We start from the raw sequence: 26,254 nt of genomic DNA, 5'->3' as shown, positions 1-26,254 counted from the left end.
CCCCCCCCCCAGGCAGATCTACCTGAGATAAAGGTACAAGTAGCATCAAGGCCGCAATAAATAGCGCTGATGCTAGTATCAATTTACTTTTTTTATTCATTTGCTCACTCACCTATTTACTTTTAAGGGGGTTTGTTATTCGTTTCCTTTATTCTCAAGGAAACTTGGTCTCTGAACATATTACACATGACCGGAAATTTCAACAGAGCTTCAGCTGACTGATAGCACTGTTAAAAATATCGCGTAGGTCTATATGCTGACGTCCAGACACATAACAATCTTGTATGAATAATAAAACAATATATATTGATGCCACTAGGATTCTACATAGAGATAAGGATAGTCTGGACATGTGTTTGTAATTAATCATAAGATCAATTCTTGGTATGTAATTCAATGCAATACACAAGTATGGTTATTGTAATTTGATTATTTTTAGGCATCATTAGAAGGTTTGGTTTTTGACTGCACTGCTGGATAGATGTCATACTCCTAAGTCAAAGGTTGTCAAATCAAAATAACAAAAACTCTATAGCATTGAATAAGGATACTGGTTCGTGCATCCAGCTGTAATTAAACATTTCATGAGGTACCCGTCTCAGCTAAAAGTTGTCAAACTACTGCTGTCTAACGGCATGTGCATAAAGAACGGCAGAGTGTATAGCGGGGAAGTTGAGATTGCAGACACTGCGATAGCACGTGTCGTAGATGTGGACAGAAGAATTGTAAGAACTGCAATTGAAACAATTGAAAAAGATGATGAGCTCAGCAAGATCTTTTCTTTAATATTGCCTACAACGATGCTGAAAGATGTTGCTTCGGTAATGAACTGGGGCTGCATTGAAATCGTTCCTTCAAACGCTAACGAACCTGGAATTCTAGCCTCTGTGGCATCCATTATCGCAGAAACAGGCATCAGCATAAGGCAATCAATGGTAGATGATCCAGATTTGACTGAGTCACCCAAGCTGTACGTAATTACAGACGAACCTGTGCCATCAAAGATAATACCTACACTCATGGAATGCAAAGGAGTCAAAAGCCTGACGATCCATTAAACTCAGTCAATAAAGGTGCAAAAATGAACAAAGTTAAGATAACGGTTCTAAAAACCACACTGGATAAGGAACTGGCTTCCGAATATGGAGTAGAAGGTCTGACAGAATGCCCGATGATGAAAGTAGGACAGGTTTTTTATGCAGACTACGCAAAACCAGAAGGTTTCTGTGATGAGGCATGGAAAGCAATCTATCAGTATGTCTTTGCTTTGGCGCACGGAGCAGAAAAAGGTCTGTTTTACTATGGCGACTGGATAAAGGTTCCCGGGGTCGCCATCTGCAGCTGTAATGACGGTTTGAGACCTGTGATATTTAAGGTTGAGGCCACTGATGAAAAATCAGAAATCAACTACACGCCGGTAAGATGATCGACAGAAGTAAATGTGGATGCCAGTGATTCATGTGCAAACATGATCCGCTTAATTCACAAAATGATAAGGAACGCATAGTTCAAACTCAAATTCATCAATATTAAGATTCAAATCATCAACACACGTGGTAATCATATGATTCTCTTTACACACATCATCATGTTCGACCGATATTGATACACCAGACAGCATTTGCTCTAGTCAAATCAATTCAAAAGTTTTTTTAGAAGTATGAAAGAAATATTGCCCTGCACCATATGTGTGCAGGGTTTTTACCAAAATCAGTTTTTGCTCATTCCACAGTATGTTCTCAGATCGATGACATCGAGAGGACCTGCGGCAGCACGTTTCATTGCCATCACAGTAGCGCGGGCAGCCTGCACCGTCGTCAGGAATGGAATTTCAAGCTCCACAGCCAAACGACGCATCATATAGCCATCCCTTCTGGCACCAGAACTCTCGGTAGGTGTGTTTATGATCAGCTGGATTTTACCGCTGCGCATCAAGCCAAGAGCATCTGGATCCATATTTTGAGAGATTGTATATGCAGTGGTTGTCTGTATATCGTGCTCCCTGAGGAATGTTGAAGTACCTTTTGTAGCATAAATTTGGAATCCCATATCCACCAATTCTTTAACAATCGGCAGGACATCTGGTTTATCCCTGTCACTGACAGTAACGTAAACTCCGCCGCCTGAAGGTAGATTCATTCCCGATGAGACTAAAGCCTTGTAACAGGATTCGTCAAATGTCGGTGCAATTCCCATCACTTCACCGGTGGATTTCATTTCTGGACCTAGAATTGAGTCGACACCCGGCAGTTTCAAGAAGGGGAAAACAGAAGATTTGACTACTACGTTTTTATGGTCTGCTGAACCAACATACCCGAGCTCTTTCAGAGTACGGCCCAGCATTACCTTGGTAGTGATTTTTGCCAGAGGCACACCGATTGCTTTAGACACCAGCGGTACAGTTCTAGAAGCACGTGGATTGGCTTCAATCATGTAGACTTCACCGTTCTTTACTGCCAACTGCAGATTGAGAAGTCCAATGATATTGAGAGCTTTGGCAACCTTGATCGCAATTTCTTCGATTTTAGCAATGATCTCCGGAGAAATAGTCTGAGGAGGTAAAGACATAGTCGCATCTCCTGAGTGTACTCCGGCTTCCTCGATGTGTTCTAGAATTCCGCCAATGAATATGTCTGTGCCGTCAGAAACCACATCAACATCAATCTCAATAGCATGAGAGAGATACTTGTCCACCAGAATCGGATGAGCTTTGGAAGCCTTCACTGCAGATTCCATGTATGTTCTCAGCTCGCTCTCATTATAGACTATTTCCATTGCCCTGCCGCCGATAACGTATGAAGGCCTTACCAATACAGGATATCCAATATCGGAAGCAAGAGCCTGTACATCTTCAAAGGAATAACCTGTTCCAGATTTAGGCTGCAGAATTCCTAACTTATCCATCAAAGCAGAGAATAGTTTTCTGTCTTCCGCTACATCAACATCACTAGGAGAAGTTCCAAGAATCTTTGTCTTCTTTCCTTTAAGAGCATTCTCCAGGGGCATTGCCAGATTGATAGCAGTCTGACCGCCGAACTGCAGGATAATTCCATCTGCATCTTCATTCTCAATGATATTCAAGACATCTTCCAGTGTTAACGGTTCAAAATATAGACGATCTGAAATATCATAGTCGGTAGAAACTGTTTCAGGATTGTTGTTAACAATAATTGCCTCAACACCCTCTTCCTGAAGAGCCATTACACCATGGACACAGGCATAGTCGAATTCAATACCCTGACCAATTCTAATGGGCCCGGCACCTACGATTATAACCTTCTTGTGATTGCTGGGAACTGCCTCGTTGACAGTTTCATATGTAGAATAAAAATAAGGAGTCTCCGCAGCGAATTCGGCAGCGCAGGTATCTACCATTTTATATGTAGGAACGAGCGATTGCGACTTTCTCATCCTGTTGATTTCTTCTTCAGGCACTGCAGTAAATCCAGCAATAACTTCGTCTGAGAAACCCATCTTCTTCGCACGCTTCAGAAGATCACCGCTCAGACCCTGTTTCAGTTCGTTTTCCATTTCGACAATATTCTTGATTTTATTGACAAAATAGACATCCCATTTTGTAAGATCTGCAATCCTGTTGACATCCATACCGCGGCGCACAGCATCGGCGATGGCCCACAGTCTCTGATCTGTAGCAGTCTTCAGCTCTTCTTCCAACTGTTCATCAGACCAATTGCCAGAATCAAGATATGCCCTGTCGATTTCCAGAGATCTCAAGGCTTTCAGCAGTCCTTCTTCAATAGTTCTTCCGATTGCCATTACTTCCCCGGTGGACTTCATCTGTGTTCCGAGCGTCCTGTCGACTGTACGGAACTTATCAAACGGCCACCGCGGGACTTTGATTACCACATAGTCAATGGACGGCTCAAAGGCAGCGTAAGTTTTCCCCGTAATTCTATTGGGAATTTCATCCAGTGTATAGCCTACTGCAATCTTCGTTGCAACTCTGGCAATTGGATATCCTGTAGCTTTTGATGCAAGCGCAGAAGACCTTGAAACTCTCGGGTTCACTTCAATTACACGATACTCCTTTGTTTCAGGATCAAAGGCAAATTGAATGTTGCAGCCTCCTTCGATCTCAAGAGCCCTGATAATTTTGATAGTGGCGTTTCTAAGACGCTGGTGATCCTCATCGCTTAAAGTCTGCACAGGTGCGACTACGATACTTTCACCAGTATGGATACCCATCGCATCGAAGTTCTCCATGTTGCAGATGATAATACAATTGTCATTTGCATCACGCATTACTTCATACTCAAACTCTTTCCATCCCAGCACACTCTCTTCAATCAACACTTGGTGGATACGCGAATAAATCAAACCGCGGCCGGCAATCGTTTCCAGCTCTTCTTCATTGTGAGCAATTCCACCGCCTGTACCGCCGAGGGTATACGCAGGTCTGATTAGAACAGGATATTTTCCAAGCTCTCTCGCAGCCTCCTTGGCTTCTTCAATGCTGCAGACTGTCTTGCTTTTAGGTATCGGCTCGCCGATTTTGAGCATAACTTCCCTGAACAACTCACGGTCTTCAGACCAGGCAATGGCTTCAGGCTGTGTTCCCAGAAGATGAATGCCAAGCCTCTTTAGTGTACCGTTTTCCGCCAGTTCTGAACAGATGTTCAATGCAGTCTGTCCACCCATTCCTGAAAGGATTCCGTCAACATGCTCTTTTTCTGCAATCTTGGCAACAGTCTCGGCTGAAAGCGGCTCAATGTATACAACATCCGCAGTATCCATATCCGTCTGGATTGTAGCTGGATTGGAATTTACTAAAACTGTAGTATAGCCTTCCTCCCTCAATGAACGGCAGGCCTGTGTTCCCGAAAAGTCAAACTCGGCTGCCTGGCCGATTACAATCGGACCTGAACCGATTACTAAAATTTTCTTAAGATCTGTACGTTTCACCGGGATTCCTCCAGCTTCTTCTTGAATTCGTCAAAGAGAAACATCGTGTCGTGCGGACCTGCAGCGGCCTCAGGATGATACTGTACAGCAAAAACCGGCAGCTCTTTGTGAGTTATGCCCTCGACAGTTCCGTCATTGACGTTTATGTGGTCTGCCACAAAACCGGTTCCTTCCAGAGATTCTTTATCTACTGCATAACCATGGTTTTGAGAAGTGATGTAAACCTTCCCATTGTGCTTTATCGGCTGGTTAGAGCCGCGGTGCCCGAACTTCATCTTGTAGGTAGTGCCTCCAAAGGCTCTAGCTAGAAGCTGTGTTCCATAGCAAATTCCCATTATTGGATAATCTTCCTTGATTGCTTTCACAGTCTGAATGGTCGATTCTTGAATCGCCGGATGGGCTGGATCTCCAGGACCGTTTGACAAAAAGACACCATCAATATCTTCATTTCTGAAAAATGACTTGTCAACGTTATATGGCACCATTATGACTTCAAATCTTTTCTTCAGCTCGGAAAGGATGCTGTTTTTCACACCGCAGTCGATAACTGCTAGTTTTTTGGCGCCTTTGTTTTCATAACGCACGACCTTTTTGGTGCTTACTTCCTCCACCCAGTTTTTGCTTGCATATGCAGGCATCTTACAAACTTCATCTAAAAGCTTCTCAGGGTCATCGTCAAAGGTTATAGCGCCTTTAAGAACTCCGCTGGAGCGGATGTCGAGAATAATAGATCTGGTATCGATCTCGCTGATACCTGGAACCTTATTTTCTTTAAGATACTCGTCCAGGGACTTTCCGCCGTACATTTTGGAAGGATCTTTGCAGGCTTCTCGTACTGCATATCCTGCTACCTGTACAGAGTCCGATTCTGAGTATCTCGGATTAATACCATAATCTCCAATCAATGGGTGGGACATCACAAGTATCTGGCCTTTGTAAGACGGGTCCGTCAAGCTCTCTTGATAGCCGGACATTCCAGTATTGAATACGACCTCTCCAAAGATGGTCTTTTCAAAACCAAAGCCAGTGCCCTCTGCGATTGTCCCGTTTTCAAGGATGAGGAAGCACCGTGCCATCAGAAGACTGGAGTATACTGGTACGATACTTAAGGCTTATCCTTTTAGTATGACACGCATCATCTATTTTGTCGGAATGGAGACATCTAGTTATTAATGATTAAAATGTATTGGCCCACCCAATAGACAGATTGGAGATATCATCAGTATCAATAACCTGCTCTCAGAACGGCGGCGATGGCGTGTATTTGGAAGAGAATGTTCGTCCTCAGATAATGGCAATGATGCGTCCCAAACACGGCGGAGATGTTTGGGGAAAGGGAAATGTTTTGGATTACAGCTCCAATGTTAATCCATTTGGTCATCCAGAAAGATTGAACGAATATATTGAAAAAGCATCTAAAGAGCTTATGAATTATCCTGACGATTCATCTCTGGCTATAAAAGAAGCTATTGCCGAGAGATATGCTGTCGATACAAGTAATATCATTGTCGGGGCTGGCTCTGCAGAAATCATCAGGCTGTTTCCAGAAGTGTTTGTATCTCCCGGAGATAAGGTGCTGATGCCTCATCCAACCTTCTCTGAGTATAGTTTCGGTTGCAGACTGATGGGCGCCAGGATAATAGACGTGCCGCTTCCAGAAGAGAATGAGTTCCGGCCAGATATTGGCAGCATCATAAATTCTCTCGACGAGGTTAAAGCAGTATACCTCTGCAATCCAAATAATCCCACAGGCAAGATCGTCCCCAGAAAAGACGTTTTAGAGCTTGTATCAGAAGCTGAAAGAAAGCATACAATTGTATTTCTGGATGAAACTCTTCTTGAGCTGTCTAAAACAGATAAAGATGTTTCATGTGTGGACACCATAGATTCGTATCAGAATCTGTTCATAATACGCTCATTTACAAAATCATTTGCAATGCCTGGCTTAAGAATAGGATACGGATTTGGAAACAAAGAACTGATCAGGTATATGGATACAGGCCGTTTGACTTGGAATCTGGGAACAATAGAACAGCGCGTTGGCACTATGCTGATGAGAAATGAACAGGCTCATGTAAAAAAAGCCGTAGATATGCTGGAATCAGAGAAAATTAGAATGCATTCGGAAATGAACCGGATATTCCCGTATGCCGTTCCAGACACAGACTCTTATTTCTTCTTCTGCCCGTTATATAAGCTGGGTGTTAAAAGTCCAGAATTTAGAAAGGTCATGCTTGAAAATGGGATTTTAGTAAGAGACTGTTCATCATTCAACAGCCCCTGTGAAAATTACAGCAGATTCTGTGTGAAAACTCCAGCGATGAACGATATATTTTTAAAATCATTGAAAGAAACTGTTGACTTTTTTAGAGGGCGTTGAATTGCTACTCTTAGAAGTTGTATTGCTGATACCAATCGGCGCTCTCTTAGTTGATCTTATTTTTGGAGAGCTGCCGAATAAACTGCATCCTGTTGTCTGGATGGGAAAAGTCATAGGATTCCTTGATGACCATGTACAGAGAAAATCCCAGAGACATGACCGTATCTGCGGAGTTTTCGTTTCGCTTATTCCCATTCTGCTCTTCACGCTAGCATTCATACTGATTTTAGGAGCAATAAGAATTTATGGCGGCGATTACGGATTAATAGTCTGGGAAGTTCTCAGCGCTCTGCTGTTTTCTACGCTTTTCGCTATTAAATCCCTGGGTACCCACACGCTTCCGATCATGAATGATCTTAAGAATAATGACATTGAAGCTGCTAGAAAAAAAGCCTCGATGGTTGTTTCTAGAAATGTAAATGAGCTTGATGAAGCGCATATCATCTCATGCGCCTCAGAAACAGTAGCTGAAAACCTGGTAGATTCCGTAATCTCACCGATGTTCTACTTTGGAATTGCCGGCATTCCAGGAGCGACAATACTAAGAGTCGTCAACACAGAAGATGGAATGATCGGGTATCTCAATGAAAAACACAAAAATGTGGGCATGTTCGCCGCTAAACTTGATGATGCCCTCCATTACATTACTGCTAGACTTTCTGTGCCTTTTATAATGCTGGCTTCAGCACTTTTAGGATATGACTGGAGAAATGCCTGGAAAATTGCCAAAAGAGATCATAAACAGACATCCAGCCCCAATAAAGGATGGCCGATGTCAGCGGTGGCAGGTGCCCTGAGAATAAAAATGGAAAAGGAAGGTTATTATTCACTTGGAGATGGAGAACTGCAGAATGACCCCGAGATAATCGCCAAGACTGTAAAGCTGATGAAAGTTACCTCAATTTTATTTTTCATAATAGTTCTTATTCCATTGTATTTAATAATCGGAACAACTGTGCAGATACTTCTTGAAAACGCATTCTTTGGATTACTCTGAGGGGAAGTCATTTGGTAGATTACACTTTAGAAATTTTAGACTATAAAGACAGCCCGGTTGCAATAGTAAAGCTGCCTTTCAGATACAAGAGCCTATCATCGGCAATAATCGGCGGCGGAGTCAGCGAGACTAATACCGTCTTCATAATGGAAGTTCCAATGGGTTACGATGGAGCATGCCCGGAACGTGATCTTGAGGATGTCCGTAAATATTTTGGACTGCCGGAAGACAGCATAGGTTTGATGACTGCTGCCGACATCCGCAGAGTAATAACTACAGAATCATGCATAGAGGGCAACGTTGAAGCCGCTGCGATCGTAACTGCTGGAACTACAAATGCAGTTACTGCAGGCGAGCGTCTCCCTCAAAGTGTAATTGATACACTTCCCACCCATAAAGCTGGAACAATAAATATCATAGTGATTTTCTCAGAGCCGCTGCAAGACTGCGGCATGGTTAATGCCACAGCCACAATTGCCGAGGCAAAAACGGCAGGCATGAACGATGCAGGTGTTTCCGGGACTGGAACTACCAGCGATGCTCTTGCAATTTTATGTCCTAAAGGTGATGGAGGAAAATATGCAGGCACTGCTTCAGAAACAGGAATGGCCGCCGCCAAAGCTGTGAGGTCTGCTGTTGCTCAGTCAACAAGAAAATGGAATAAACAGTCTTGTAAGGCTAAAACTGCATTCGAAAAACTAGATGAATTGGGGATAGGAGAAGCCCAGATGTGGAAAGCAGCATTAGGGTTGTATTCTCCGGCACCAGGGTGGGATTTGGAAACTGTTCACTCAATGTTCAGAAGACATATCAAAAATCTTGAAAAAGATGTGAATGTGAATGCTATGCTCTATGCCGCAATCAGGCTTGAAGAGCAGGGCAATCGCATGAATCTCCCTGGCTTGGAAGACATATTCCAAGATGACCCGGTACATCTGGTTGCAGATGAACTTTTAGGAATTGCACTGGCCCAATACATAGCTGGAACGAAAGGACTTTTTGAGTATATCAGATATGATAAAAACAAGCCCGGCATATTGGGAATTCTAGGACCATTCCTGGATGATATTGTCGGATCGCTGATCGGATCAATAATGTCTAACATATACACCGAATTGCTGGAGGAAAAAAATGACTGATGAGCCAATGAAAAGAGGCAGCAACAACATATTGAAAACACAGCTGTCCATGTTCAGCATTATACCGATAGATAGCACACAGGAAGATGTGGAAAATTTCTGCAATAAATTTTGGACGATTCCGCTCTTCGGTCTGATCTTTGGAATAATACTTGGATTTATATTTTTGATCTCAAGCTATTTGTTTTCAATGGGTCCTGCTGCAGTTATTACAATTCTCATGGGACACGTGCTCAACAGGTTCCTTCATTTTGACGGCCTGATGGATTTTGGAGACGGCATGGTAGCACATGGCGACAGGGAGAAGAAAATAAAGGCCCTGAAAGACTCCAATGTAGGAGCCGGCGGAGTGGGGATAGGGATTCTGATTGCATTTCTAACGATATCAGCACTCAGTACCTGCGCAGGATTTGGAGGGATCAGTAATCATTGGCAGATTGCAATCTTATTTTTCCCGATAGCTGCAGAGATCCTGGCAAAAAACAGCCTATATATCACAGCAGCCTACGGTACAGCAGCAGGCAGCGGTTTAGGAAATATGTTTGTCAACAGTGCAAACAGAAATGATGTACTGAAGTCTATTCTGATCTCAGCGGTTATCGTAATTCCTCTGGCTGCACTGATGCTGTATGGGCCATTCTTCTCCGTAATAGAAGGCATGCTAGTTGGCGTTTTCATGCTTCTGATAAGTATGGGAGTCGGCTTTGCAGTATGCAACATATCCATGAAATCATTTGGATATGTCAACGGAGATGTGTTGGGAGCCTCAAACGAGTTAGGCAAAGTGGGTTCACTTCTTGGCGCCTTAATCGTGTTGTGCCTTTTATGAAGATAGACGCTTTGATAACGGCTGGAGGCAAAGGCAGCAGAATAAAAGAAATCGGCACTGAAAAGCCGATGATTGACCTTCTCGGCAGGCCGATTATAGATTATGTAATCGATGCCCTGAAGGAATCCAGCCACATCAAAGATGTATATATCTCTGTAAGTCCAAACACACCGCTTACGAAACAGCATCTTAAAAACAAAGATGTGATAATAATTGATACGTCCGGCGAAGAATACTGTGTAGATCTGAATTATTCCATGAGCCAGATGAAAACAGAAGAGGTATTCATTTGTCCGGCTGATATGCCTCTGCTCAGCTCATCGGGGATTGATTTTGTTATCGAAGGATACTACAATTCCGGAGTACACTCATATTCAGTAGCTGCACCATACTCGCTTCTTGTTTCACTGGGCATCAGCCCAACCTACAGCCTGCCGGTGAATGGTGTGAAGTCTGTATTCTGCGGCGTCTCCGTTCTTGACAGGTTAGACATGCTATCCATGAAGAGTCTGTCTGAAGGTTATGTGCTTACAGAAAACATAGAGCTAATTATTAACATAAATACAATAACTGAATTAAAAATAGCTGAGGAGGTTTTAACCTCCTCTAAACGATCATCTTCTGGAAACTAACCTGACGTAATTCTTTTCAATTTCGTCCAGTAAGTTGCGAGCGTTGATTTTTCCATCAGACATCAACATAGCTGCAATTGATGATCCTCCCGCTCCAACACCCTCTTTCACAAGACCTTTTTCATAGACGTTGAGTCCATCGTATTTAGATGTTGAGAAATTAAGATCTGCTGCCAGAACAGGAACTTTTGCAATCTGAGAGACTAAGTCGATAAGATCTGATGATTTGTCTTCTACGATCCATCTTGTTGTTCCCAATGCGATATTGTCTAAGACTGAATCGTCCATGCCTTTGATTACAGAAAGGACTGCAGCCATCTGTGTTCCGCCGGCAAGGAGCACCGGAACAGATTCTGCAGCTCCAACGGCGAGTCCTGCAGCCGCTACGATCATAGGGTCCCCAAGCGCTTCAACGGCCATCATGGGGTCTTTTTTCAGAATTGATTCGCTGAGGCCACAGTTTCTCAAACCTTCCTGAACAATGTTTTCCTTGAGAGCTGCTGGATTGTCGATCATGCTGCTTGAAATCTTTCCTTTCGCATCATACCCCAAAGCTGTGAGCACTCCATAAGCAGTAGTTGTACCTCCGGCTATTGATTCTCCGATAACCAGGTAGTTGCTGATTTTAGCAAGCGCTTTTCCAGCTAAGACGGCTCTGTCAAATGTCCTCTCCGCATTTTTAACAGCTTTTCCTGTCCTTATGTCTTCACCAGGAGATCCATCAAGCTCAAAATAGGGAACATGAGGTTTTACTTTTACACCGGCATTCATTACAAAAATTGGCATCTTTGACATTTTTGTAGCACTCATGGTGATAATTCCGGGAGTTGGTACTCCTGTAGGAGTCACTGGAACTCCCTCGATACACTTACATCTGCCGTAATGAAGCAATTCCATATCTGCAGCCGGAGTAGTGTCTGTGATGTCTGGATTAGCACCTGCGGCTGAGACCCCGGGAATTTTAGCCGTCTCTGTGTTACCGATAACGCAGACATATGTGGGAGTTTTGCCGATCACGCGTTCGATAAATTCCTTGCCTAAATCCTCTTCTGAACAGAGTTTAATATTTTCTGGGATCTTACACGACATATGTGCTCACTTCCATTACGCATTGGATGCGTCTACCCAAATAAACCACACGGGCTATTTAAGAGAGACGGAGGGACAAAACACATGGAGAATAGCTCCATCCAATAAGTCAATCAGTGTGCTGCATTATAGAGCAGAAAAGATTCTCGATTGGATAATGGACAGACGCATTTTCACAAAAATTAATTCCTGATTTCATAGAGCCCGAGATGTTGGAAACCGCAAATGGTACCGGCATCGGCATGTGCTGTCCGTTGAGTGAGGAGGTTCCATGATCTATTATGAGTGCAACTCTGTGCCCCTCCAGAAAGTCTAGGTTATTACAGAAGAATTCGTCAATCTCGGCGAGCATGTTCCTTTTATCACCTGGTTCTGTACGATGAGAGACATCATCAGTTTCATCAACATGCAAGAATACATCATTGTGCTGAAGCATTTCCAGGGACTCGTCCATACCCACCCTGAAATCATCTACGCGCTTGCAGCTTATTCCTAAAAGCCTACCTACGCCGAGGGCAGACGGGCTGCTTGAAAGAATTGTAAGATTTTTAGATTTAGCAAATGCGCTTTTATGGGCAGAATTATTAATTGACCCTCCGCCCCATGGAAGGAATGTGAGTCCGTCCAGTTCCTTTGCGACAGCCTCAATGCATTCACGAAAAGGTTCATAGTCAGGATTCTCAGGCAACGGATAAGGCGGCATGGGGAAATTATAGTATCCATCTTCAATGGTCACAACTCCTCTGCCATCGCTGCCATGGAAGTAAAGATTCGGTGCCAGATCATTCAAAAGGCCTATCGAATCAATCATACACTCCTGCAGCTCGAGATACCTATCTGCACTTACTCTGTATGCCCATTCAAACTTTCCATTTCTGAAACAGGCCGGAGAAAAACGATACGCCACAGAATTTTCTTTCAAAGGTATGTCCATACCGTGTGCTTCTATGAGACCTCTGGGCACATCACATACTTTGCCGGTAAAGAATCCAAGTAAGAATAAATGAGTGTACTTCTGACCTTCTGTCCAGCCAAATAAACCGCTGGAAGCCACGCCGTCCATGAACTTCTTATCTAATGACTCTAGAGGTGTCTTGTAATCGAAAGCAGGTATCTTTTCATCTGCTGCACCATCCAGCATTATTATCAGCGTGTTCACGGTTATCCTCTGCGACAGAATGACATTAAAATATAAATCAATGCCCATTCAGTGACGCAGACGTGCGCAAGAGTATTATATCATATAATAGATACCAGAAGTTGACAGGGATACGAATCGGCGGAAAGAATTGGCTTGGGCTGTTCTTGTCCGCCGAACACCTACATCAGTGCTAGCAAGGGTCGGCAGGGCAGCGTATCCCCTTGTCACAGTTATGAAATACTGCCCTACTGACCCCTAGATACTTTTGAAAATAATGATACGGATTAATCGCACCAATATCAAAAATGATAGCCAGTTCCAAAGCTAATTAAGAATCGTAACCCAAAATGACAGCTCGAGGTACTAAAATGTACATCAGCCTTAATGAGTTCTTGGCATTGGCTAAGAAATATCAAGTTCTAGGTGCGCCTACTCAGGCGCTATTAGATGAGATGAGACGCGGAAACTTCAGAGTCTGCGATGAAGTCAGACTTGGAAATTTACTGGAGTTTCTTAATGACTTAAAGTATGTTCACGGATGCAGTGAAGAAGTTCACAATATGGCCGCTGCTGTTGAAAGAGTACTGATTCAGTCTAGCAGTGAAGATGAGCAGACTGTTGTAGCAGAAAAATGGGTTCCAGAAAGAGGATTTCCAGGTGCAACGCTCTGGATTCAGAGAGAAGACAGTAAGTGGACTGTGTCTCCTGTACCGCGTGAAGGTATCTGCGTTGGAAAGCGTGTCGGAGATTTAGAAACTGGAAAATGGCTGGAAAGGCCTCTTGCGCTTCTTGTTGAGAAGAAGTGATTGGTCAATTCAGTTTCTGAAGCGCTATAGCACACTGCCCCGTGGAGATTCCTCCATCTCCATTTGGCACTCTGCTATGACAGACAAAACGGAATCCCCTTGATTCCACCATATCTTTTACAATTGATGAAATCGGACCATTGTATGAAACTCCCCCAGTGAGTCCAATTGTATTTATCCCGTTCAATTCTCCATTATCTGCTGCAATATCCACCATCGCATCCAGCAGAGCATAGACAAATGAGTATGATAGGTCAGAAGGAGTGCCTACGCTATCGGTCATATCCCTGTAAAGTTCTGAGGTCAATATGACATTATTTTTAACTTTTACATTAAAATTAAATTTATTCGTTCCAGCAGAAAGAGCTCTTTCTAATTTCATCGCTGGTTCTCCATCATATGTACGTTTCTGACAGATTCCAAAGTAACATGACAACGCATCCAAAACTCTTCCAAAACCAGTGGAAGTAGGTGCGGCTGGCATCATTTTACGTAGAACAGCTGCTTCAGTTTCTGAAAAATATGGATTGGATCTGCCAACCATTTCATCAAGAGAAAATACCAGTCTTCTAGGATCATAAACGGCTTTCTCACCTCCAAGCAGAGTTATCGGTTCAAGATGTGCAACTCGATCAAAAGATGAGAAGTCTGCCCTAAGAACTTCTCCGCCCCAAGCTTGCCCGTCCAAACCATAACCGGTACCATCTACCGCGAGAACCATGGCATCTTCAATGCCGTTATCTATCAACAGAGATGCTGCGTGAGCCCAATGGTGTTGTACTTCAATCAATTCAGCGCCGAATTCTTCAGCCATTGACTTTGCCAGAGGGCGGTTGTTGTATGCAGGGTGAAGATCCATTGCGATGATCTGCGGAGATGATCCTAAAAGTTTCATGAAATACCGCGTAGCATTGTCTAAAAATCTGATGACTCCGGGGCGCTCTCCATCTCCTATGTACTGAGTGGTGTACATTCTACCGTCTTTTGCTACCGCACCGCAGAGATTTTCCTGTCCTCCCAGAGCTACCGCTTGACCATTTTTACAATTCAGATATGAAGGTATATGCCCCCTTGACTTTCTGATGTACTGCGGATGGCTGCCGAACATTCTCAGAACCGAGTCGTCGCAACGATTGATGATTCTGCGATTATGCATCAGATATATGTCGGCTCCCAGCTCCAGAGCATCCTCGTCTTTCAGAACCATAGGTTCTCCAGGAGAATTGGCAGAAGTCATAACCAGCGCATCATGGTCAAGGTAATGGAAGAGAATATGATGCATGGCAGAATAAGGAAGAAAAACTCCAATTGTATCTAAACCGGGAGAAATCAGTTCTGTCAGATCGTTTTCTTTCTTTTTAACTAAAACTATAGGCCGGTTGGGAGAGGTTATTTCTTGTTCTTCATAAACTGTAGGCATGCAATAATTTTTGAGAGTGCCCAGATCTTTCATCATCACTGCAAAGGGTTTCTCTGACCTTCTGTACCAGGATCTGAGATGAGTGAGTTCATCAAGATTGGAACAGATGTGCATGCCCCCCCAGCTTTTTACCACACCTATCGAACCCTCGTCTATCCGTCTGGCAAATTCCTCGATAGGATCCTTGTCAAGCCTATTTCCCTTTGAGTCCAAAAGATAATAGCTGGGGCCGCAGGCTGGACACGAGATTGTCTGATGGTGAAATCTTCGGTCGAGAGGACTGGCATATTCTTCAGAACATAACGTATCTGCGGGATATTCATTCATAGACGTGTTGGCCCGGTCATAAGGAAGATCTGAGATTATTGAAAACCTGGCTCCACAATCTGTGCAGTTTGTGAACGGATAAAGATAGCGGCGGTTGAGAGGATCGAACAGGTCGCGTTTGCAGTTATCACATATCGCTGTATCATTGGGAATGCTAGCGCCTTTTCCCCCGCTGGAACTATCTATGATTTTAAAGCCGTCATATTGACAATCTTCTTCCTCCATTTCTATACTGTCAATTTTAGCAAGCGGGGGCAGCTCAGACCTTAATTTGTTTATGAAAACAGTCTCATCGCCGTCTATGACAACGACTACGTTGGAGCCATTGTTCTGCACATAGCCATTAAAGCCTAACTTAACCGCGGATCGATATACAGCAGGACGAAAACCCACACCTTGTACTATGCCACGGAAAATCAGCTTCATTAAACATACAAAGAACTGGGTGCTATTTTACAATTTTCCAGATATAGTCCTGTACCTAAACATCTAAAAGCATTCTTCGCTTTGCAGCTTTTGAGAGTATGGCAGACGGTAATGAAGTCAGAGACGATCGATATTATTCAAAAACTCATGAATGGATTTTGATTGAAGGAGATACTGCAAAAATAGGGATGACTGATTATGCGCAAGAACAGATGTCGGAACTTGTGTATGCCGAGCTGCCTGCAGTAGGAAAGAAGTACCAGCAGGGAGATCTGTTTGGACAAGTAGAAAGCATCAAAACTGTTGCTGCTGTTAACTGTCCTGCAGACTGTGAGGTCATGGAGATTAATTCAGAAATAATGAATGACCCGTTGATCATAAACCAATCTCCATATGATAAAGGCTGGTTTGCAGTTGTGAAAATTGATAAACCGGATCTATCCAACCTTTTGAATCCTGAAGAATATAGGAAGCATATAGGCCTATAAATATAACCAAAACTTAGTATTCATCAGAAAGAAAGGAACATATGGCACTAAATTCTAAAACATGAGAAGATCGCGTTTAGATCGGGTATGAATTGAGACTCTCGGCTTTCTTTCTTACAAATGAACACTTAGAGATAAGATCATAATCCAGTGAGATGAAGGAACTGCTCACATTCATGAGTGCATCTGAGTACGATTTTCCTCCGTTTTTTCTATACTTCGTTGAACAACACAGAACTATGTTCTTTCCTCGGGACACTGAGTACCTAACAGCTGGTTCAAAGTCTGCATCCCCTGCAATAAGAATCATATTGTCCACTTCAACCTCAGGGTCAAGAGTATGTACAATCATATCTACAGCCAGCATGACATCGACACCTTTCTGTCTTGTTACTATTCTGCCTGTCTCGTGGTCAACAAATTCAGTAAGCCTGCCTAGTTTTACTTCAAACTGCGGTGTTTTTCGGATGTCATCAAAAAATCTCATCCGATTAGCATAAGTCTTTCTTCTTTTGGCATTGTCAGTGGGCTTATTTATCGGCGGAGCGTCATACAGATACGCTTTGGACATATCACATGAAATAATGCTGCAGAGTTCACGTGCAAAGGCTGAGTAATCTAAACGGGTCCTGCCAAAATCGTTCTCCAGGGTTTTTGCAAGATAACCATTGTCAATGAGTACGATAGCTTGGCTTTCCATAATCTGCAATAACTCTTGAAAGATATGTATGTTACTAAAACAAAAAACCACAAAAAACCTCTTCATTACAGCATTTTTCTTTTGATTTGCCGTTATGTTTATAATTTTAAACATTAAATTATATCCCGGATAAGTGCGATAGGCGTTCTTAGTTGGGTAAATATTAAAAAATAAACTGAAGGCTGATATACATGAACAATGTAGATGACTGCAACAATTCCACGGCTGATGAAAAAAATGCACGGGAAAAAAACATTTCTGAAATAGGAGCAGGGCTTGTTGAAACTTTCTTAAATATTGGTATGACTGAAGAAGAACTGCGTATCTTTATCTGTAAAGAAAAAGGAATGAGTGATGAGGATATCGCTATCGAACTTAATATTTCGGAGACTAGTGTAAAAAACCGGCTTTATGAAGCGTATCAAGGGTTCCATCTTCACTTTAAGTCTGTAAATACAAGTGAAAAAGAGTTTCTGGTTACTCTGCCTACAACCCTAGTCAAATGGATGGATGAGGAAATAGAAATGAGAGGATATGAATCACGAGATGAACTTATACGCTGGGTGCTTCACCATCATTACAATGAGCTGAGGTATGGAATAAAAATAGAATGCAATGACCCTGACATTACTGACCTATAAAACCTGAAAATAAGCATAATCTGACGTTCCTGAGCGACGTACCAATAACGTCCCCAAAGGCTCAGTCCCAGGAACCTCAGTGTTACATTTCAATATACACATCAATAGTATTTAAGATATTCTGCATTTTACATCACAAGGCATATTTTACTGCAACAGTTATCAGTAATGATGAGCAGTAAACTTGTGAGAGATAAGATACCTGAAATAACAGCAGCACAAGGTAAAGCATATAGATTTAATATAGCCAGCAAAGATGAGATGCTGGACCTTCTTATTCACAAACTGCAGGAAGAAACTTCTGAATTTATTGAGGATAATAACGCTGAAGAACTTGCAGATATTCTGGAAGTTGTACTCAGCCTGGCGTCTGAAATTGGAATTGATGAAAGTGAGCTTCTTGAGATTATGAAGAAAAAAAGAGAAAGGAACGGAGGTTTCAGCAAAGGGATTGTAATGGAATTTACTCCATAATCCTGCTGAGATCGACGTTTTCCTTCACCGCATTAGTTATTTTGAGGATTTTGCTTTCATCTTTAGGAGAAATGTATGCCAGATGTCTATTTACAGTTTCTACAGCACTCATTGTATCCATAGAAGTAAGCAGTACGGTAACCCCCTGCTCATATGCTAAAGACAAAACTGCATTTGACGGCTGGAATCCTCCTGTGAGAACAAGGCATGCTAAATCGGTTGATAGTGCAGCATTCTGGATATCCGCTCTATCTCCCCCGGTTATGAGAGCTTTTGACGGCAGCCTCCTCATCTGAGCAATGGCTGATTCTGAGTTCATAGCACCGATCATTACATTCTCGATTTCTACATCTCTTCCGTTTATCAAAACCTCAGCTGACAGTAAAGAAGCTATCTCTGAGACTCTGAATCTTTTAAGCTCATTCATTGAAGGGACTGCACCCAGAACATTAATGCCGCGGCCCTCTAAAAGATCAATGTACCGCTTGTCATTGATCTGATTCAAGATTACACCTTTGAACAGACCGGGCGTCTGCTTCATGAAGTAATCCAGCATACAAATTTTATCTATCGCGGGAGAAGTTGCAGGAGACACCAGTATAATTTCAGCACCAAGATCTCTGGCTATGGCCATGCCTGAAAGGTTTCCTGTCCATCCAGTAATAATATCTCTTGTGCCTTCAATGATCATGTTACCCTTGGAAACTTTCATGTAAGCTACGTAGACTTCATCAAATGAAGGAGGAGAAAAAACATCGTAAACGAAAGGAGAGAGTTCTTCAGGAGAGTGAGGGATATCAAGCGCTGAAGCCATCAGCAGGGCGTCTCTGTCAACTGCGCTGCCGTTGAATTCCACAGAAGATTCCTTGAATGGTTTGAAATAGCCCACATTTCCCAAGCTTTTCGCTAATCCTAAAGCGATTGCACTTTTACCAGACCTTTCCATAACTGAACCGATGTACAATGGTTTCATTTTTTCTCCCTCCTAATTACAACTAACGCGTCTACGGCACAACAGCCGACTTCTCCAGCCATGACTGGATTCATTTCAAGCTCTGATATTTCAGGAAAATCCACTGAAAGCTGAGATATTTTTAGAATTAAAGACTTTAGAGCTGCGATATCTGCAGACTTTTTACCTCTGGCTCCGGCAAGAATCGGATACGATTTTATTGATTTTATCATCCGATCAGCCATCTCGACGGTGATGGGAACTACCCCTCTGCTCACATCCTTCATGATTTCTACGAAAATTCCACCCAGACCAAAGGTGATTACCGGCCCGAACTGCTTGTCTCGAACCATTCCCACAATCAGTTCTCTCCCGTCAAACATCTCCTCGATTAAAACTCCATCAATTCTTGCGTCTGGAACTGCTGTTTTTATTCTTTCCATCATCAAGGTATAAGCTTCACGAGTCTCCTGTTCATTCTGAAGATTTAGTGAAACTCCGCCCACATCTGTTTTATGCGCAATATCGGGAGATGAGATCTTCATAACAACTGGATATCCTATAGAAGCCGCAACCATCACTGCCTCATCTGCAGAAGACGCCAGCTCTTTTTTAGGAATCTTTATTCCATATGCCTGAAGAATTGATTTTCCTTCGGATTCCGTGAGGGATGTTCTGCCTTCGGCAGAAGCTGCGTTGATTATACCTTGTACATCATCCCTATTTATGATGAATTCATCTGGACAGTTCTCTACAGCTGAACTTTTGATATCAAGATATGCAGCCATTGCACCTAATGCCCTTACTGCTCTTTCCGGAGACGGATATATCGGAATACCAGCGTTTCTAAGAATCAAAGAACCTTTGCTGATTTCTTCCCCTCCAACCATCGCTGCCACAATCGGAATTTTGGCATCTCTGAATTTAGAGACTGCTTCTGCAGCTGAAGGAATATCGATAGTATCGGTAGGTGCCATCATAATCATCAGCATATTCACAGAAGGGTCACCAAGGACAGTATTCAGCGCTGCTGTAAATCGATCCGCAGGAGCATCTCCCAGGATATCAACCGGATTATAGACTCCAGCTGCTTTTGGCAGTTGTTCATGAAGCTTATCAATAGTCTCTTTTGATAATTTTGCCAAAGAAAGCCGATAGTCGGACACTGCGTCAGCGGCCATAACCCCCATTCCTCCGGCATTTGTCACGATGGCGATATTTTTTCCATCTGGAACGGGCATGGAGGAAAATACCTGCAGATAATCAGTCATCTCTTCCAGATTTTGGGCTCTTATTGTACCTGACTGCCTGAGAGCCGCATCATAAACGCTGTCACTTCCAGACATGGCGCCTGTATGTGATGATGCGGCCTTTGCTCCAGAATCAGTTCTTCCGGATTTGAGAACGATTATCGGTTTCTTTTTAGAGGTTTTCAAAGCCTCTTTCATGAACTCTCTGCCCCGGTTCATCCCTTCGATGTACATTCCGATTACTGAAGTGTCATCATCATCCGCAAGATACTGCAGAAGATCGGCTTCATCTATGTCCAGCTTGTTCCCCATTGATAAGAATTTAGAAAATCCAACATCATATTCCCTAGCCCAGTCGAGCATTGCAGAGCATACCGCTCCAGACTGAGAAGTCAATGCAATGTTCCCATTGCTGGGGTATGTTGCTGTGAACGAGGCATTCATATTATTTGCAGTATTCAGCAGACCCAGGCAGTTCGGTCCGAGAACCCTTATGCCATAGTTCTTAGCAATTCTCCCTACCCGGAGCTCAAGTTCTGTTCCCTCAGCACCGGTTTCCTTGAATCCAGCTGAAATTATAACGGCTGCCGGAACACATTTTTTTCCAAGCTCTTCCATCGCAGCAGGCACGGCTGTTGAAGGTATCGTTATAACAGCCATATCGACTTTGTCTTTAATTTCCAGAATTGATTTGAAAAATGTATATCCAAGGGCCTCTCCGCCTTTAGAATTCACTGCATAGATATTCCCAGAATAACCAGATGCAATAAGATTTCTGAGCACCATATTGCCTATCTTTGCGGGATCTGAAGACGCTCCAATAATTGCTATTGATTCAGGATTGAAAAGTTCCTCTGCACCTAGCATCAGACTAGTATAGACATTCTATGAGTTTAACCTTCTGCATGTCCAGAAGAAGGGAGAGTTTAGATAGGAGGTTAGGGATTGATGTCTAAGAACATTCGGTGAACATCCATGTCAAAAAAAGACTTGTTGAAGAAGACTATTAAGCACGTGGACGCGACCAAGTACGATTCCACACCAATTATCGACAGCATGAGAGAAATGTCATTCAGTTCAAGAGACACTGCCAGAGCTGCAGATATTCTCGTGAAAATGCTGAAAAATAAGGATTGTACTGTCATACTCACAATTGCTGGAAGCAGCAGCGCAGCAGGATGCATGCAGATCTATGCTGATATGATAAAATACAACATGGTAGACGCAGTTGTTTCTACCGGCGCTTCAGTAGTCGATATGGATTTTTTTGAAGCTCTGGGATTTAAACATTACCACGGTACACCGTTCATCGATGACAATATGCTGCGTGACAATTATGTTGACCGCATATATGACACGTTTATTGACGAAAAACAGTTGCAGGTCTGTGACAATACAGTTAAAAAGATAGCTGATGGACTTGAACCACGCCCGTATTCATCCCGGGAATTTATTAGAGAAATGGGAAAATATCTGACTAAAAATGCTAAGAAAAAAGATTCATTGGTTCAGCTGGCTTATGAGCATGATGTCCCAGTGTTTTGCCCGGCATTTTCAGACTGCAGCGCGGGTTTCGGACTTGTAATGCATCAACACGAACACCCTGAGAGCCATGTAACCATTGATTCTGTGAAAGATTTCTATGAGCTTACCAAAATTAAAATGGCTGCTAAGACCTCTGGTTTGTTCATGGTCGGCGGAGGAGTTCCTAAGAATTTCGCACAAGATACAGTCGTTTGTGCAGAATGTCTGGGAAAAGAAGTACCAATGCACCAATATGCAGTTCAGATAACCGTTGCCGATGTCCGTGATGGAGCTTGTTCTTCATCTACATTGAAAGAAGCATCATCCTGGGGAAAAGTAAATACAACTTATGAGCAGATGGTATACGCTGAAGCTACAACAGTTGTTCCCCTCATATTCAGCTATGCATACCACAATGTAGATCTCAATGCACGTAAGAAATATGAGTGGACAAAATATCTGGATTCTGAAAAATCAAATATTGTCGCTCCGAAGGCTCCTCAAAAATCAAAGAAGAGCCCTCCTAAAAAAACTGCAGCCAAAAAAACTACTTCGCGATGATTCTGGGTGCCTCGGCATCCCTCATATCTTTTATTCTATGCGGAATCTGCATAATATCCATTAATCTCATGGCATCATAGACACTTCTTGCCGCTGCACTGTTTTCAAAATACACTCTTATCTGTCTGCAAGTTTTCCCTGCATCATCCAATAATCCTTTGAACCATGCCAATTCAGCATCCGTATACTGATAAGAATTATCTCCGGGATATTCAGATCTGCCTTTTCCCCTCAGCCTGATATAGATATTGTCGCCTTTACAGTCCATCGGTAATGAAAACTCATCAGAGATTATGCATCCCACATTGTAATCACTTAAAAGTTCCTGAGAGGATTCCAAAAGACCGTTTTCATCAAACCATGACTGATTTCTAAATTCTACAAGGTAATTGTATTTGGTCGTATCAAGAAGATCTAGAATGCTGCGCATGTTTTCTCTGTTTGAAAGATCGTTTGTATATTCCGCAGGAGTCTGAATTACAGCCGGCCCCAATACCCCGCCTTCATCAAGAGTGTGAAGACACCATTCTTCAAACTGCAGGGCCCTGTCGGCATCTTTGAATATTTTTGACGGCAGAGTTATGGAGTAATCAAATGTCTTGAGAGTTTTTCCTCTGCTTACCCACCCATTGATCAAATATTCATTGGGTTCTCTGTCAAATGTTGTGTTAATCTCCACGGTATCAAAAAACGATGCGTAGTATCTCAACCATTCTTCTTTCTTGCGTGCAACGTCAAGAGGGTAAAAGCGTCCTGCCCAGTCTCCGTATGCCCAACCACTACATCCGATAAGAACAGCCACACTCTAATTTTAATGTCAGGCGGATCAATATAACCTTTTTCCATTTTTAGAACGAAACAGAGTGCAATGATTGGGATGCATGCATCGAAATCATGCGATGCACTTGCAAAAGGATATATACCAAACGATATTTACTTGACCCGGTTAAATATGGCATCTAAAAAGAAAGGACAGGGATTTCAGTCAGCTGCTGGTTTGATCCGCTATTTTGATAACGAAACTTCAAAAGGTCCCGTTCTTAAACCATGGTCTGTCGTAGGTATTATTGCTGTAGTAATAGCAGTAATCTGCATAGCTGGATTCGTTTGGCCAGCAGCATAAGCTGAAGACTCTGTTGTTATAACTGAATGTGTAGATTCACCACACAATCAGTGAGATCATTTTTTATTATCTTTAGAGTAGCCTTCGCGGAATCCATCACTCAGTTCCCTAGCTGCAGTTTTAGCACGGCTGAATATTGAGCCGATTGTATTGCCAGCTTTATGGGCTGAATGTTCCACAACATGCGCTTTATCCATATCTCTCGCTTTATTCTCCACCATATTTCCCATATCTTTAGCACGCTGCATGGTTTTTCCACTCATGTCACGGGCTTTCTGAGTCATATTATGATTACTGTTTGGAGAGTCTGAATCTGAATCCATTATTCTGACTTTATGTGACTGCGATTGATTATTCTTCATTTCGTCTGAATATACACTGTGTTGTTCTCGCGCATCATCTCCTACTGCTCTCATTCCCTGAGGTGTTGGTGCATATGCCTCTCCGATAATGCGATACTTTGGATCGTGATCAGCCGGTGTACGGGAAAGAGTTTCTTCCCTGAGTTGAAGTTCTTCTTCCGAATATTTTCTCAAATCTTCCCTTGAAGAGTTTTTATTGTCCCATGAAGCCATCATAGCTCTCTGATCTTCCCCGTAGCCACGGTATGGATCGGATTTGCTGTTTTGAACGTTGTTTCGGAGTTCCTCTTCCCTGCGGCTCATGAAATCATTCCCAGAAGTATTTCCTCTTTGAATTTCTTGAGTGGCCAGAGTAGCTCTCATGTCTTCTCCACCATTTTTCATACGTTCTACACGTTCTCTAGATTCAAGCTTCATTCTGATTTGCTCTCTGTCATCATTCATAATAGCTCCTCGATGCCAATTAATATGTGGCTACGTTCAAACGGATGATATATGACATTATCCCGATTCTACTGCGGAAGAGCAAAAGAATATTATCAGCTGGAGTGATGCTGTGAATGTGTCTCAGGCATTAATCGAAATGAAGAATGTCTTCGTAAGAAAAGAGGATAAAAACATACTGAATAACATAAATTTAAAGATAGAATGCGGTGAAAGAGTTGCCATCCTGGGACAGAACGGGTCAGGTAAATCTTCTCTAATAAAAACAATGACCGGAGAATATCGCTGCGACAGCGCAAGAAACGGAAACGTAAAAATCTACGGTAAGGAACTTTGGAATATCTTTGATATCAGAAAGGCTTTTGGAATAGTTTCAAACGAGATACAGACGGACTTTAGAAAAGATATGACTGCTGAAGATGCTGTTCTCTCAGGATTCTTTGGATCAATAGGAACCAATCGATCACAGAATATAGATGACAATATGAGAAAGAAAGCAGACTCAGCACTTGAGAGTGTATGTGCTGCTCAGCTGAAAGGAAGGCGGCTCAAGACATTTTCCAGCGGAGAAATGAGACGTATAATTATGGCTAGAGCGCTGGTAAATGATCCTGAAGCCTTGATTTTAGATGAACCCATGAATTCCCTGGATATTGGTGGAAAGTATCTTGTAAGAAGATCGATCGAAGGTTTAGCCGACACTGGACATACCCTGATAATGGTCACGCATGATCCCGCAGATATCGGGCCGGAGTTCAAACGAATAATTATGATAAAAGACGGCGCGATGATAAGAGATGGGGGAGTGAATATTCTTACAAATGAAAATCTCAGTGAACTTTACGGCGTTTCAGTCAGCGTTTACAAAATAAACGAAAGGATCATTGCAGAATATTGAGCATACGAAATGTTTTTGTTCTTGTCATATACTGAAGGCGACCGATGAAAATCGGCATTATCTCGCTGCAGGGAGCTGTCCCTGAACATATATCAATGACATCTCAAGCTCTTAACAGTCTTGGATTAAAGGGTGAAGTTATTGCAGTCCGTCACCCGAAAGAACTGACTGAATCCTCTGCACTGATACTGCCCGGCGGAGAAAGCACTACAATCTCAAAACTTCTCAAAAGATTCGAGTTATATGATCCCCTTATAAAAGCCGCAGATGAAGGGATTCCAATCATGGGAACCTGTGCTGGATGCATCCTAATGGCAAAAGAAGGAGACGATGAAGTAGCAAAAACCAAGACTGAACTCCTGAAGATCATGGATATGAAAGTTAACCGCAATGCCTTCGGCAGACAAAGAGAGAGTTTTGAAGCTGAACTTGATATTCAAGGGTTTAATTCATCATTCCCCGGGATATTTATCCGAGGACCCCTCATTGAAGAAGTCTATGGGAAATGCAAAGCTCTTTCATACTATGAGAATAAAATCGTCATGGCAAAACAAGATAATTTATTAGGGCTGAGTTTTCATCCTGAATTGTCTGGAGACTCAAGAATTCATGAGATGTTTCTCAAGATGATTTGATTAGAGAATGATTCACATAAACCAGAATTAGCACATAGCAAGTTTACATGCACCAACTCATTCAAAGTATAGTCTGAATCAATAGGAATATGC

Annotated in this window: 25 protein-coding genes; 15 read left to right on the top strand and 10 right to left on the bottom strand. The window is 42.6% G+C overall.

The annotated features are described in order from the left end of the window. The first annotated feature begins 557 nt into the window (after positions 1–557). A complete protein-coding gene (locus H729_RS02985; protein ID WP_020448522.1) occupies positions 558–1,058 on the top strand; it encodes a hypothetical protein in 501 nt (166 codons plus the stop codon). A 23-nt stretch (positions 1,059–1,081) separates the two neighbouring features. After that, entirely contained in the window at positions 1,082–1,426 is a 345-nt protein-coding gene (locus H729_RS02980; RefSeq protein WP_020448521.1) for a TIGR04076 family protein, read from the top strand. A 284-nt stretch (positions 1,427–1,710) separates the two neighbouring features. On the opposite strand, the gene carB is transcribed toward H729_RS02980, so the two are convergent. Both carB and carA read right to left on the bottom strand, forming a co-directional pair. Then, positions 1,711–4,923, bottom strand: a complete 3,213-nt coding sequence (carB, locus tag H729_RS02975) for a carbamoyl-phosphate synthase large subunit (RefSeq protein ID WP_020448520.1) — start codon at positions 4,921–4,923, stop codon at positions 1,711–1,713. Next, on the bottom strand, positions 4,920–5,999 hold the full coding sequence (carA, locus tag H729_RS02970; RefSeq protein ID WP_020448519.1) for a glutamine-hydrolyzing carbamoyl-phosphate synthase small subunit: 1,080 nt from the start codon (positions 5,997–5,999) through the stop codon (positions 4,920–4,922). Before carA ends, carB begins: the two co-directional genes overlap by 4 nt. 131 nt (positions 6,000–6,130) lie before the next feature. Between carA and H729_RS02965 the strand changes: the two genes are divergently transcribed. The 5 genes from H729_RS02965 to H729_RS02945 are packed head-to-tail and all read left to right on the top strand — an operon-like array spanning position 6,131 to position 10,900. Then, complete coding sequence (locus tag H729_RS02965) at positions 6,131–7,303, top strand: pyridoxal phosphate-dependent aminotransferase (RefSeq protein ID WP_147554374.1); 1,173 nt, start codon at positions 6,131–6,133, stop codon at positions 7,301–7,303. Beyond that, entirely contained in the window at positions 7,281–8,300 is a 1,020-nt protein-coding gene (locus H729_RS02960; RefSeq protein WP_052312413.1) for a cobalamin biosynthesis protein, read from the top strand. Before H729_RS02965 ends, H729_RS02960 begins: the two co-directional genes overlap by 23 nt. An 11-nt stretch (positions 8,301–8,311) precedes the next feature. Further along, the gene (locus tag H729_RS09405) at positions 8,312–9,439 is read left to right on the top strand and encodes a phosphatidylglycerophosphatase A (RefSeq protein ID WP_020448516.1); all 1,128 of its coding nucleotides are present in this window, start codon (positions 8,312–8,314) and stop codon (positions 9,437–9,439) included. Then, positions 9,432–10,268, top strand: coding sequence for an adenosylcobinamide-GDP ribazoletransferase (cobS, locus tag H729_RS09400; protein ID WP_020448515.1), 837 nt, complete (start codon positions 9,432–9,434; stop codon positions 10,266–10,268). Before H729_RS09405 ends, cobS begins: the two co-directional genes overlap by 8 nt. Then, positions 10,265–10,900 (top strand): GTP--adenosylcobinamide-phosphate guanylyltransferase, encoded by a 636-nt coding sequence (locus tag H729_RS02945; protein ID WP_020448514.1) that lies wholly within the window; start codon positions 10,265–10,267, stop codon positions 10,898–10,900. Before cobS ends, H729_RS02945 begins: the two co-directional genes overlap by 4 nt. On the opposite strand, the gene cobT is transcribed toward H729_RS02945, so the two are convergent. Together cobT and H729_RS02935 are read right to left on the bottom strand one after the other, a co-directional pair. Then, positions 10,883–11,989 (bottom strand): nicotinate mononucleotide-dependent phosphoribosyltransferase CobT, encoded by a 1,107-nt coding sequence (gene cobT / locus H729_RS02940; protein WP_020448513.1) that lies wholly within the window; start codon positions 11,987–11,989, stop codon positions 10,883–10,885. The genes H729_RS02945 and cobT overlap by 18 nt on opposite strands. A gap of 109 nt (positions 11,990–12,098) precedes the next feature. Then, on the bottom strand, positions 12,099–13,196 hold the full coding sequence (locus H729_RS02935) for an alkaline phosphatase family protein (RefSeq protein WP_048133862.1): 1,098 nt from the start codon (positions 13,194–13,196) through the stop codon (positions 12,099–12,101). 281 nt (positions 13,197–13,477) lie between these two features. Here H729_RS02935 and H729_RS02930 point away from each other — a divergent pair, with 281 nt between their 5' ends. Next, positions 13,478–13,936: a hypothetical protein gene (locus H729_RS02930; RefSeq protein WP_147554373.1), complete on the top strand. Its 459-nt coding sequence runs from the start codon at positions 13,478–13,480 to the stop codon at positions 13,934–13,936. A 4-nt stretch (positions 13,937–13,940) separates the two neighbouring features. Here the strand turns inward: H729_RS02930 and hypF are convergent, their stop codons facing one another. Continuing rightward, positions 13,941–16,109 (bottom strand): carbamoyltransferase HypF, encoded by a 2,169-nt coding sequence (gene hypF / locus H729_RS02925; RefSeq protein WP_048133860.1) that lies wholly within the window; start codon positions 16,107–16,109, stop codon positions 13,941–13,943. A 98-nt stretch (positions 16,110–16,207) separates the two neighbouring features. Here hypF and H729_RS02920 point away from each other — a divergent pair, with 98 nt between their 5' ends. Beyond that, positions 16,208–16,597 (top strand): glycine cleavage system protein H, encoded by a 390-nt coding sequence (locus tag H729_RS02920; protein ID WP_020448509.1) that lies wholly within the window; start codon positions 16,208–16,210, stop codon positions 16,595–16,597. 76 nt (positions 16,598–16,673) lie between these two features. Here H729_RS02920 and H729_RS02915 read toward each other — a convergent pair whose 3' ends face one another. Continuing rightward, on the bottom strand, positions 16,674–17,297 hold the full coding sequence (locus tag H729_RS02915; protein ID WP_020448508.1) for an NYN domain-containing protein: 624 nt from the start codon (positions 17,295–17,297) through the stop codon (positions 16,674–16,676). 191 nt (positions 17,298–17,488) lie between these two features. Here H729_RS02915 and H729_RS02910 point away from each other — a divergent pair, with 191 nt between their 5' ends. Further along, positions 17,489–17,938, top strand: a complete 450-nt coding sequence (locus H729_RS02910; RefSeq protein WP_020448507.1) for a LuxR C-terminal-related transcriptional regulator — start codon at positions 17,489–17,491, stop codon at positions 17,936–17,938. 171 nt (positions 17,939–18,109) lie between these two features. After that, positions 18,110–18,412: a nucleoside triphosphate pyrophosphohydrolase gene (locus H729_RS02905; RefSeq protein ID WP_197736784.1), complete on the top strand. Its 303-nt coding sequence runs from the start codon at positions 18,110–18,112 to the stop codon at positions 18,410–18,412. Here the strand turns inward: H729_RS02905 and H729_RS02900 are convergent. Further along, the gene (locus H729_RS02900; protein WP_020448505.1) at positions 18,402–19,385 is read right to left on the bottom strand and encodes a DRTGG domain-containing protein; all 984 of its coding nucleotides are present in this window, start codon (positions 19,383–19,385) and stop codon (positions 18,402–18,404) included. The genes H729_RS02905 and H729_RS02900 overlap by 11 nt on opposite strands. Continuing rightward, the gene (acs, locus tag H729_RS02895) at positions 19,382–21,481 is read right to left on the bottom strand and encodes an acetate--CoA ligase alpha subunit (RefSeq protein WP_020448504.1); all 2,100 of its coding nucleotides are present in this window, start codon (positions 21,479–21,481) and stop codon (positions 19,382–19,384) included. The genes H729_RS02900 and acs overlap by 4 nt, the downstream gene beginning before the upstream one ends. Before the next feature lie 108 nt (positions 21,482–21,589). Here acs and H729_RS02890 point away from each other — a divergent pair, with 108 nt between their 5' ends. After that, positions 21,590–22,699, top strand: a complete 1,110-nt coding sequence (locus tag H729_RS02890; protein WP_020448503.1) for a 1,9-bis(guanidino)-5-aza-nonane synthase — start codon at positions 21,590–21,592, stop codon at positions 22,697–22,699. Here H729_RS02890 and H729_RS02885 read toward each other — a convergent pair. Then, positions 22,686–23,501 carry a DUF72 domain-containing protein gene (locus H729_RS02885; protein ID WP_020448502.1) on the bottom strand — a complete coding sequence of 272 codons (816 nt, stop codon included), beginning with the start codon at positions 23,499–23,501 and terminating at the stop codon, positions 22,686–22,688. The genes H729_RS02890 and H729_RS02885 overlap by 14 nt on opposite strands. 150 nt (positions 23,502–23,651) lie before the next feature. Here H729_RS02885 and H729_RS02880 point away from each other — a divergent pair, with 150 nt between their 5' ends. After that, on the top strand, positions 23,652–23,822 hold the full coding sequence (locus H729_RS02880) for a preprotein translocase subunit Sec61beta (protein ID WP_048134292.1): 171 nt from the start codon (positions 23,652–23,654) through the stop codon (positions 23,820–23,822). A gap of 56 nt (positions 23,823–23,878) precedes the next feature. Here the strand turns inward: H729_RS02880 and H729_RS02875 are convergent, their stop codons facing one another. Beyond that, positions 23,879–24,628 (bottom strand): hypothetical protein, encoded by a 750-nt coding sequence (locus H729_RS02875; protein ID WP_020448500.1) that lies wholly within the window; start codon positions 24,626–24,628, stop codon positions 23,879–23,881. Between the two features lie 118 nt (positions 24,629–24,746). Here H729_RS02875 and H729_RS02870 point away from each other — a divergent pair, with 118 nt between their 5' ends. Then, positions 24,747–25,526 carry an ABC transporter ATP-binding protein gene (locus H729_RS02870; protein WP_147554372.1) on the top strand — a complete coding sequence of 260 codons (780 nt, stop codon included), beginning with the start codon at positions 24,747–24,749 and terminating at the stop codon, positions 25,524–25,526. Between the two features lie 44 nt (positions 25,527–25,570). Further along, positions 25,571–26,161, top strand: a complete 591-nt coding sequence (gene pdxT / locus H729_RS02865) for a pyridoxal 5'-phosphate synthase glutaminase subunit PdxT (protein WP_020448498.1) — start codon at positions 25,571–25,573, stop codon at positions 26,159–26,161. Positions 26,162–26,254 lie beyond the last annotated feature (93 nt).

This window comes from Candidatus Methanomassiliicoccus intestinalis Issoire-Mx1 (assembly GCF_000404225.1).
Taxonomy (GTDB): Archaea; Thermoplasmatota; Thermoplasmata; order Methanomassiliicoccales; family Methanomassiliicoccaceae; genus Methanomassiliicoccus_A; species Methanomassiliicoccus_A intestinalis.
The sequence above is the reverse complement of the archived record's forward strand: the minus strand, read 5'-3'. Positions and strand labels throughout refer to the sequence as shown.

Bases quoted from the DNA above. Each gene is read 5' to 3' on its own strand.
- H729_RS02980 (WP_020448521.1), top strand. From the start codon at position 1,082: ATGAACAAAGTTAAGATAACGGTTCTAAAAACCACACTGGATAAGGAA.
- carA (WP_020448519.1), bottom strand. From the start codon at position 5,999: ATGGCACGGTGCTTCCTCATCCTTGAAAACGGGACAATCGCAGAGGGC.
- cobS (WP_020448515.1), top strand. From the start codon at position 9,432: ATGACTGATGAGCCAATGAAAAGAGGCAGCAACAACATATTGAAAACA.
- H729_RS02945 (WP_020448514.1), top strand. From the start codon at position 10,265: ATGAAGATAGACGCTTTGATAACGGCTGGAGGCAAAGGCAGCAGAATA.
- cobT (WP_020448513.1), bottom strand. From the start codon at position 11,989: ATGTCGTGTAAGATCCCAGAAAATATTAAACTCTGTTCAGAAGAGGAT.
- H729_RS02935 (WP_048133862.1), bottom strand. From the start codon at position 13,196: ATGGGCATTGATTTATATTTTAATGTCATTCTGTCGCAGAGGATAACC.
- H729_RS02930 (WP_147554373.1), top strand. From the start codon at position 13,478: ATGACAGCTCGAGGTACTAAAATGTACATCAGCCTTAATGAGTTCTTG.
- hypF (WP_048133860.1), bottom strand. From the start codon at position 16,109: ATGAAGCTGATTTTCCGTGGCATAGTACAAGGTGTGGGTTTTCGTCCT.
- H729_RS02920 (WP_020448509.1), top strand. From the start codon at position 16,208: ATGGCAGACGGTAATGAAGTCAGAGACGATCGATATTATTCAAAAACT.
- H729_RS02915 (WP_020448508.1), bottom strand. From the start codon at position 17,297: ATGGAAAGCCAAGCTATCGTACTCATTGACAATGGTTATCTTGCAAAA.
- H729_RS02910 (WP_020448507.1), top strand. From the start codon at position 17,489: ATGAACAATGTAGATGACTGCAACAATTCCACGGCTGATGAAAAAAAT.
- H729_RS02905 (WP_197736784.1), top strand. From the start codon at position 18,110: ATGAGCAGTAAACTTGTGAGAGATAAGATACCTGAAATAACAGCAGCA.
- H729_RS02900 (WP_020448505.1), bottom strand. From the start codon at position 19,385: ATGAAACCATTGTACATCGGTTCAGTTATGGAAAGGTCTGGTAAAAGT.
- acs (WP_020448504.1), bottom strand. From the start codon at position 21,481: ATGCTAGGTGCAGAGGAACTTTTCAATCCTGAATCAATAGCAATTATT.
- H729_RS02890 (WP_020448503.1), top strand. From the start codon at position 21,590: ATGTCAAAAAAAGACTTGTTGAAGAAGACTATTAAGCACGTGGACGCG.
- H729_RS02880 (WP_048134292.1), top strand. From the start codon at position 23,652: ATGGCATCTAAAAAGAAAGGACAGGGATTTCAGTCAGCTGCTGGTTTG.
- H729_RS02875 (WP_020448500.1), bottom strand. From the start codon at position 24,628: ATGAATGATGACAGAGAGCAAATCAGAATGAAGCTTGAATCTAGAGAA.
- pdxT (WP_020448498.1), top strand. From the start codon at position 25,571: ATGAAAATCGGCATTATCTCGCTGCAGGGAGCTGTCCCTGAACATATA.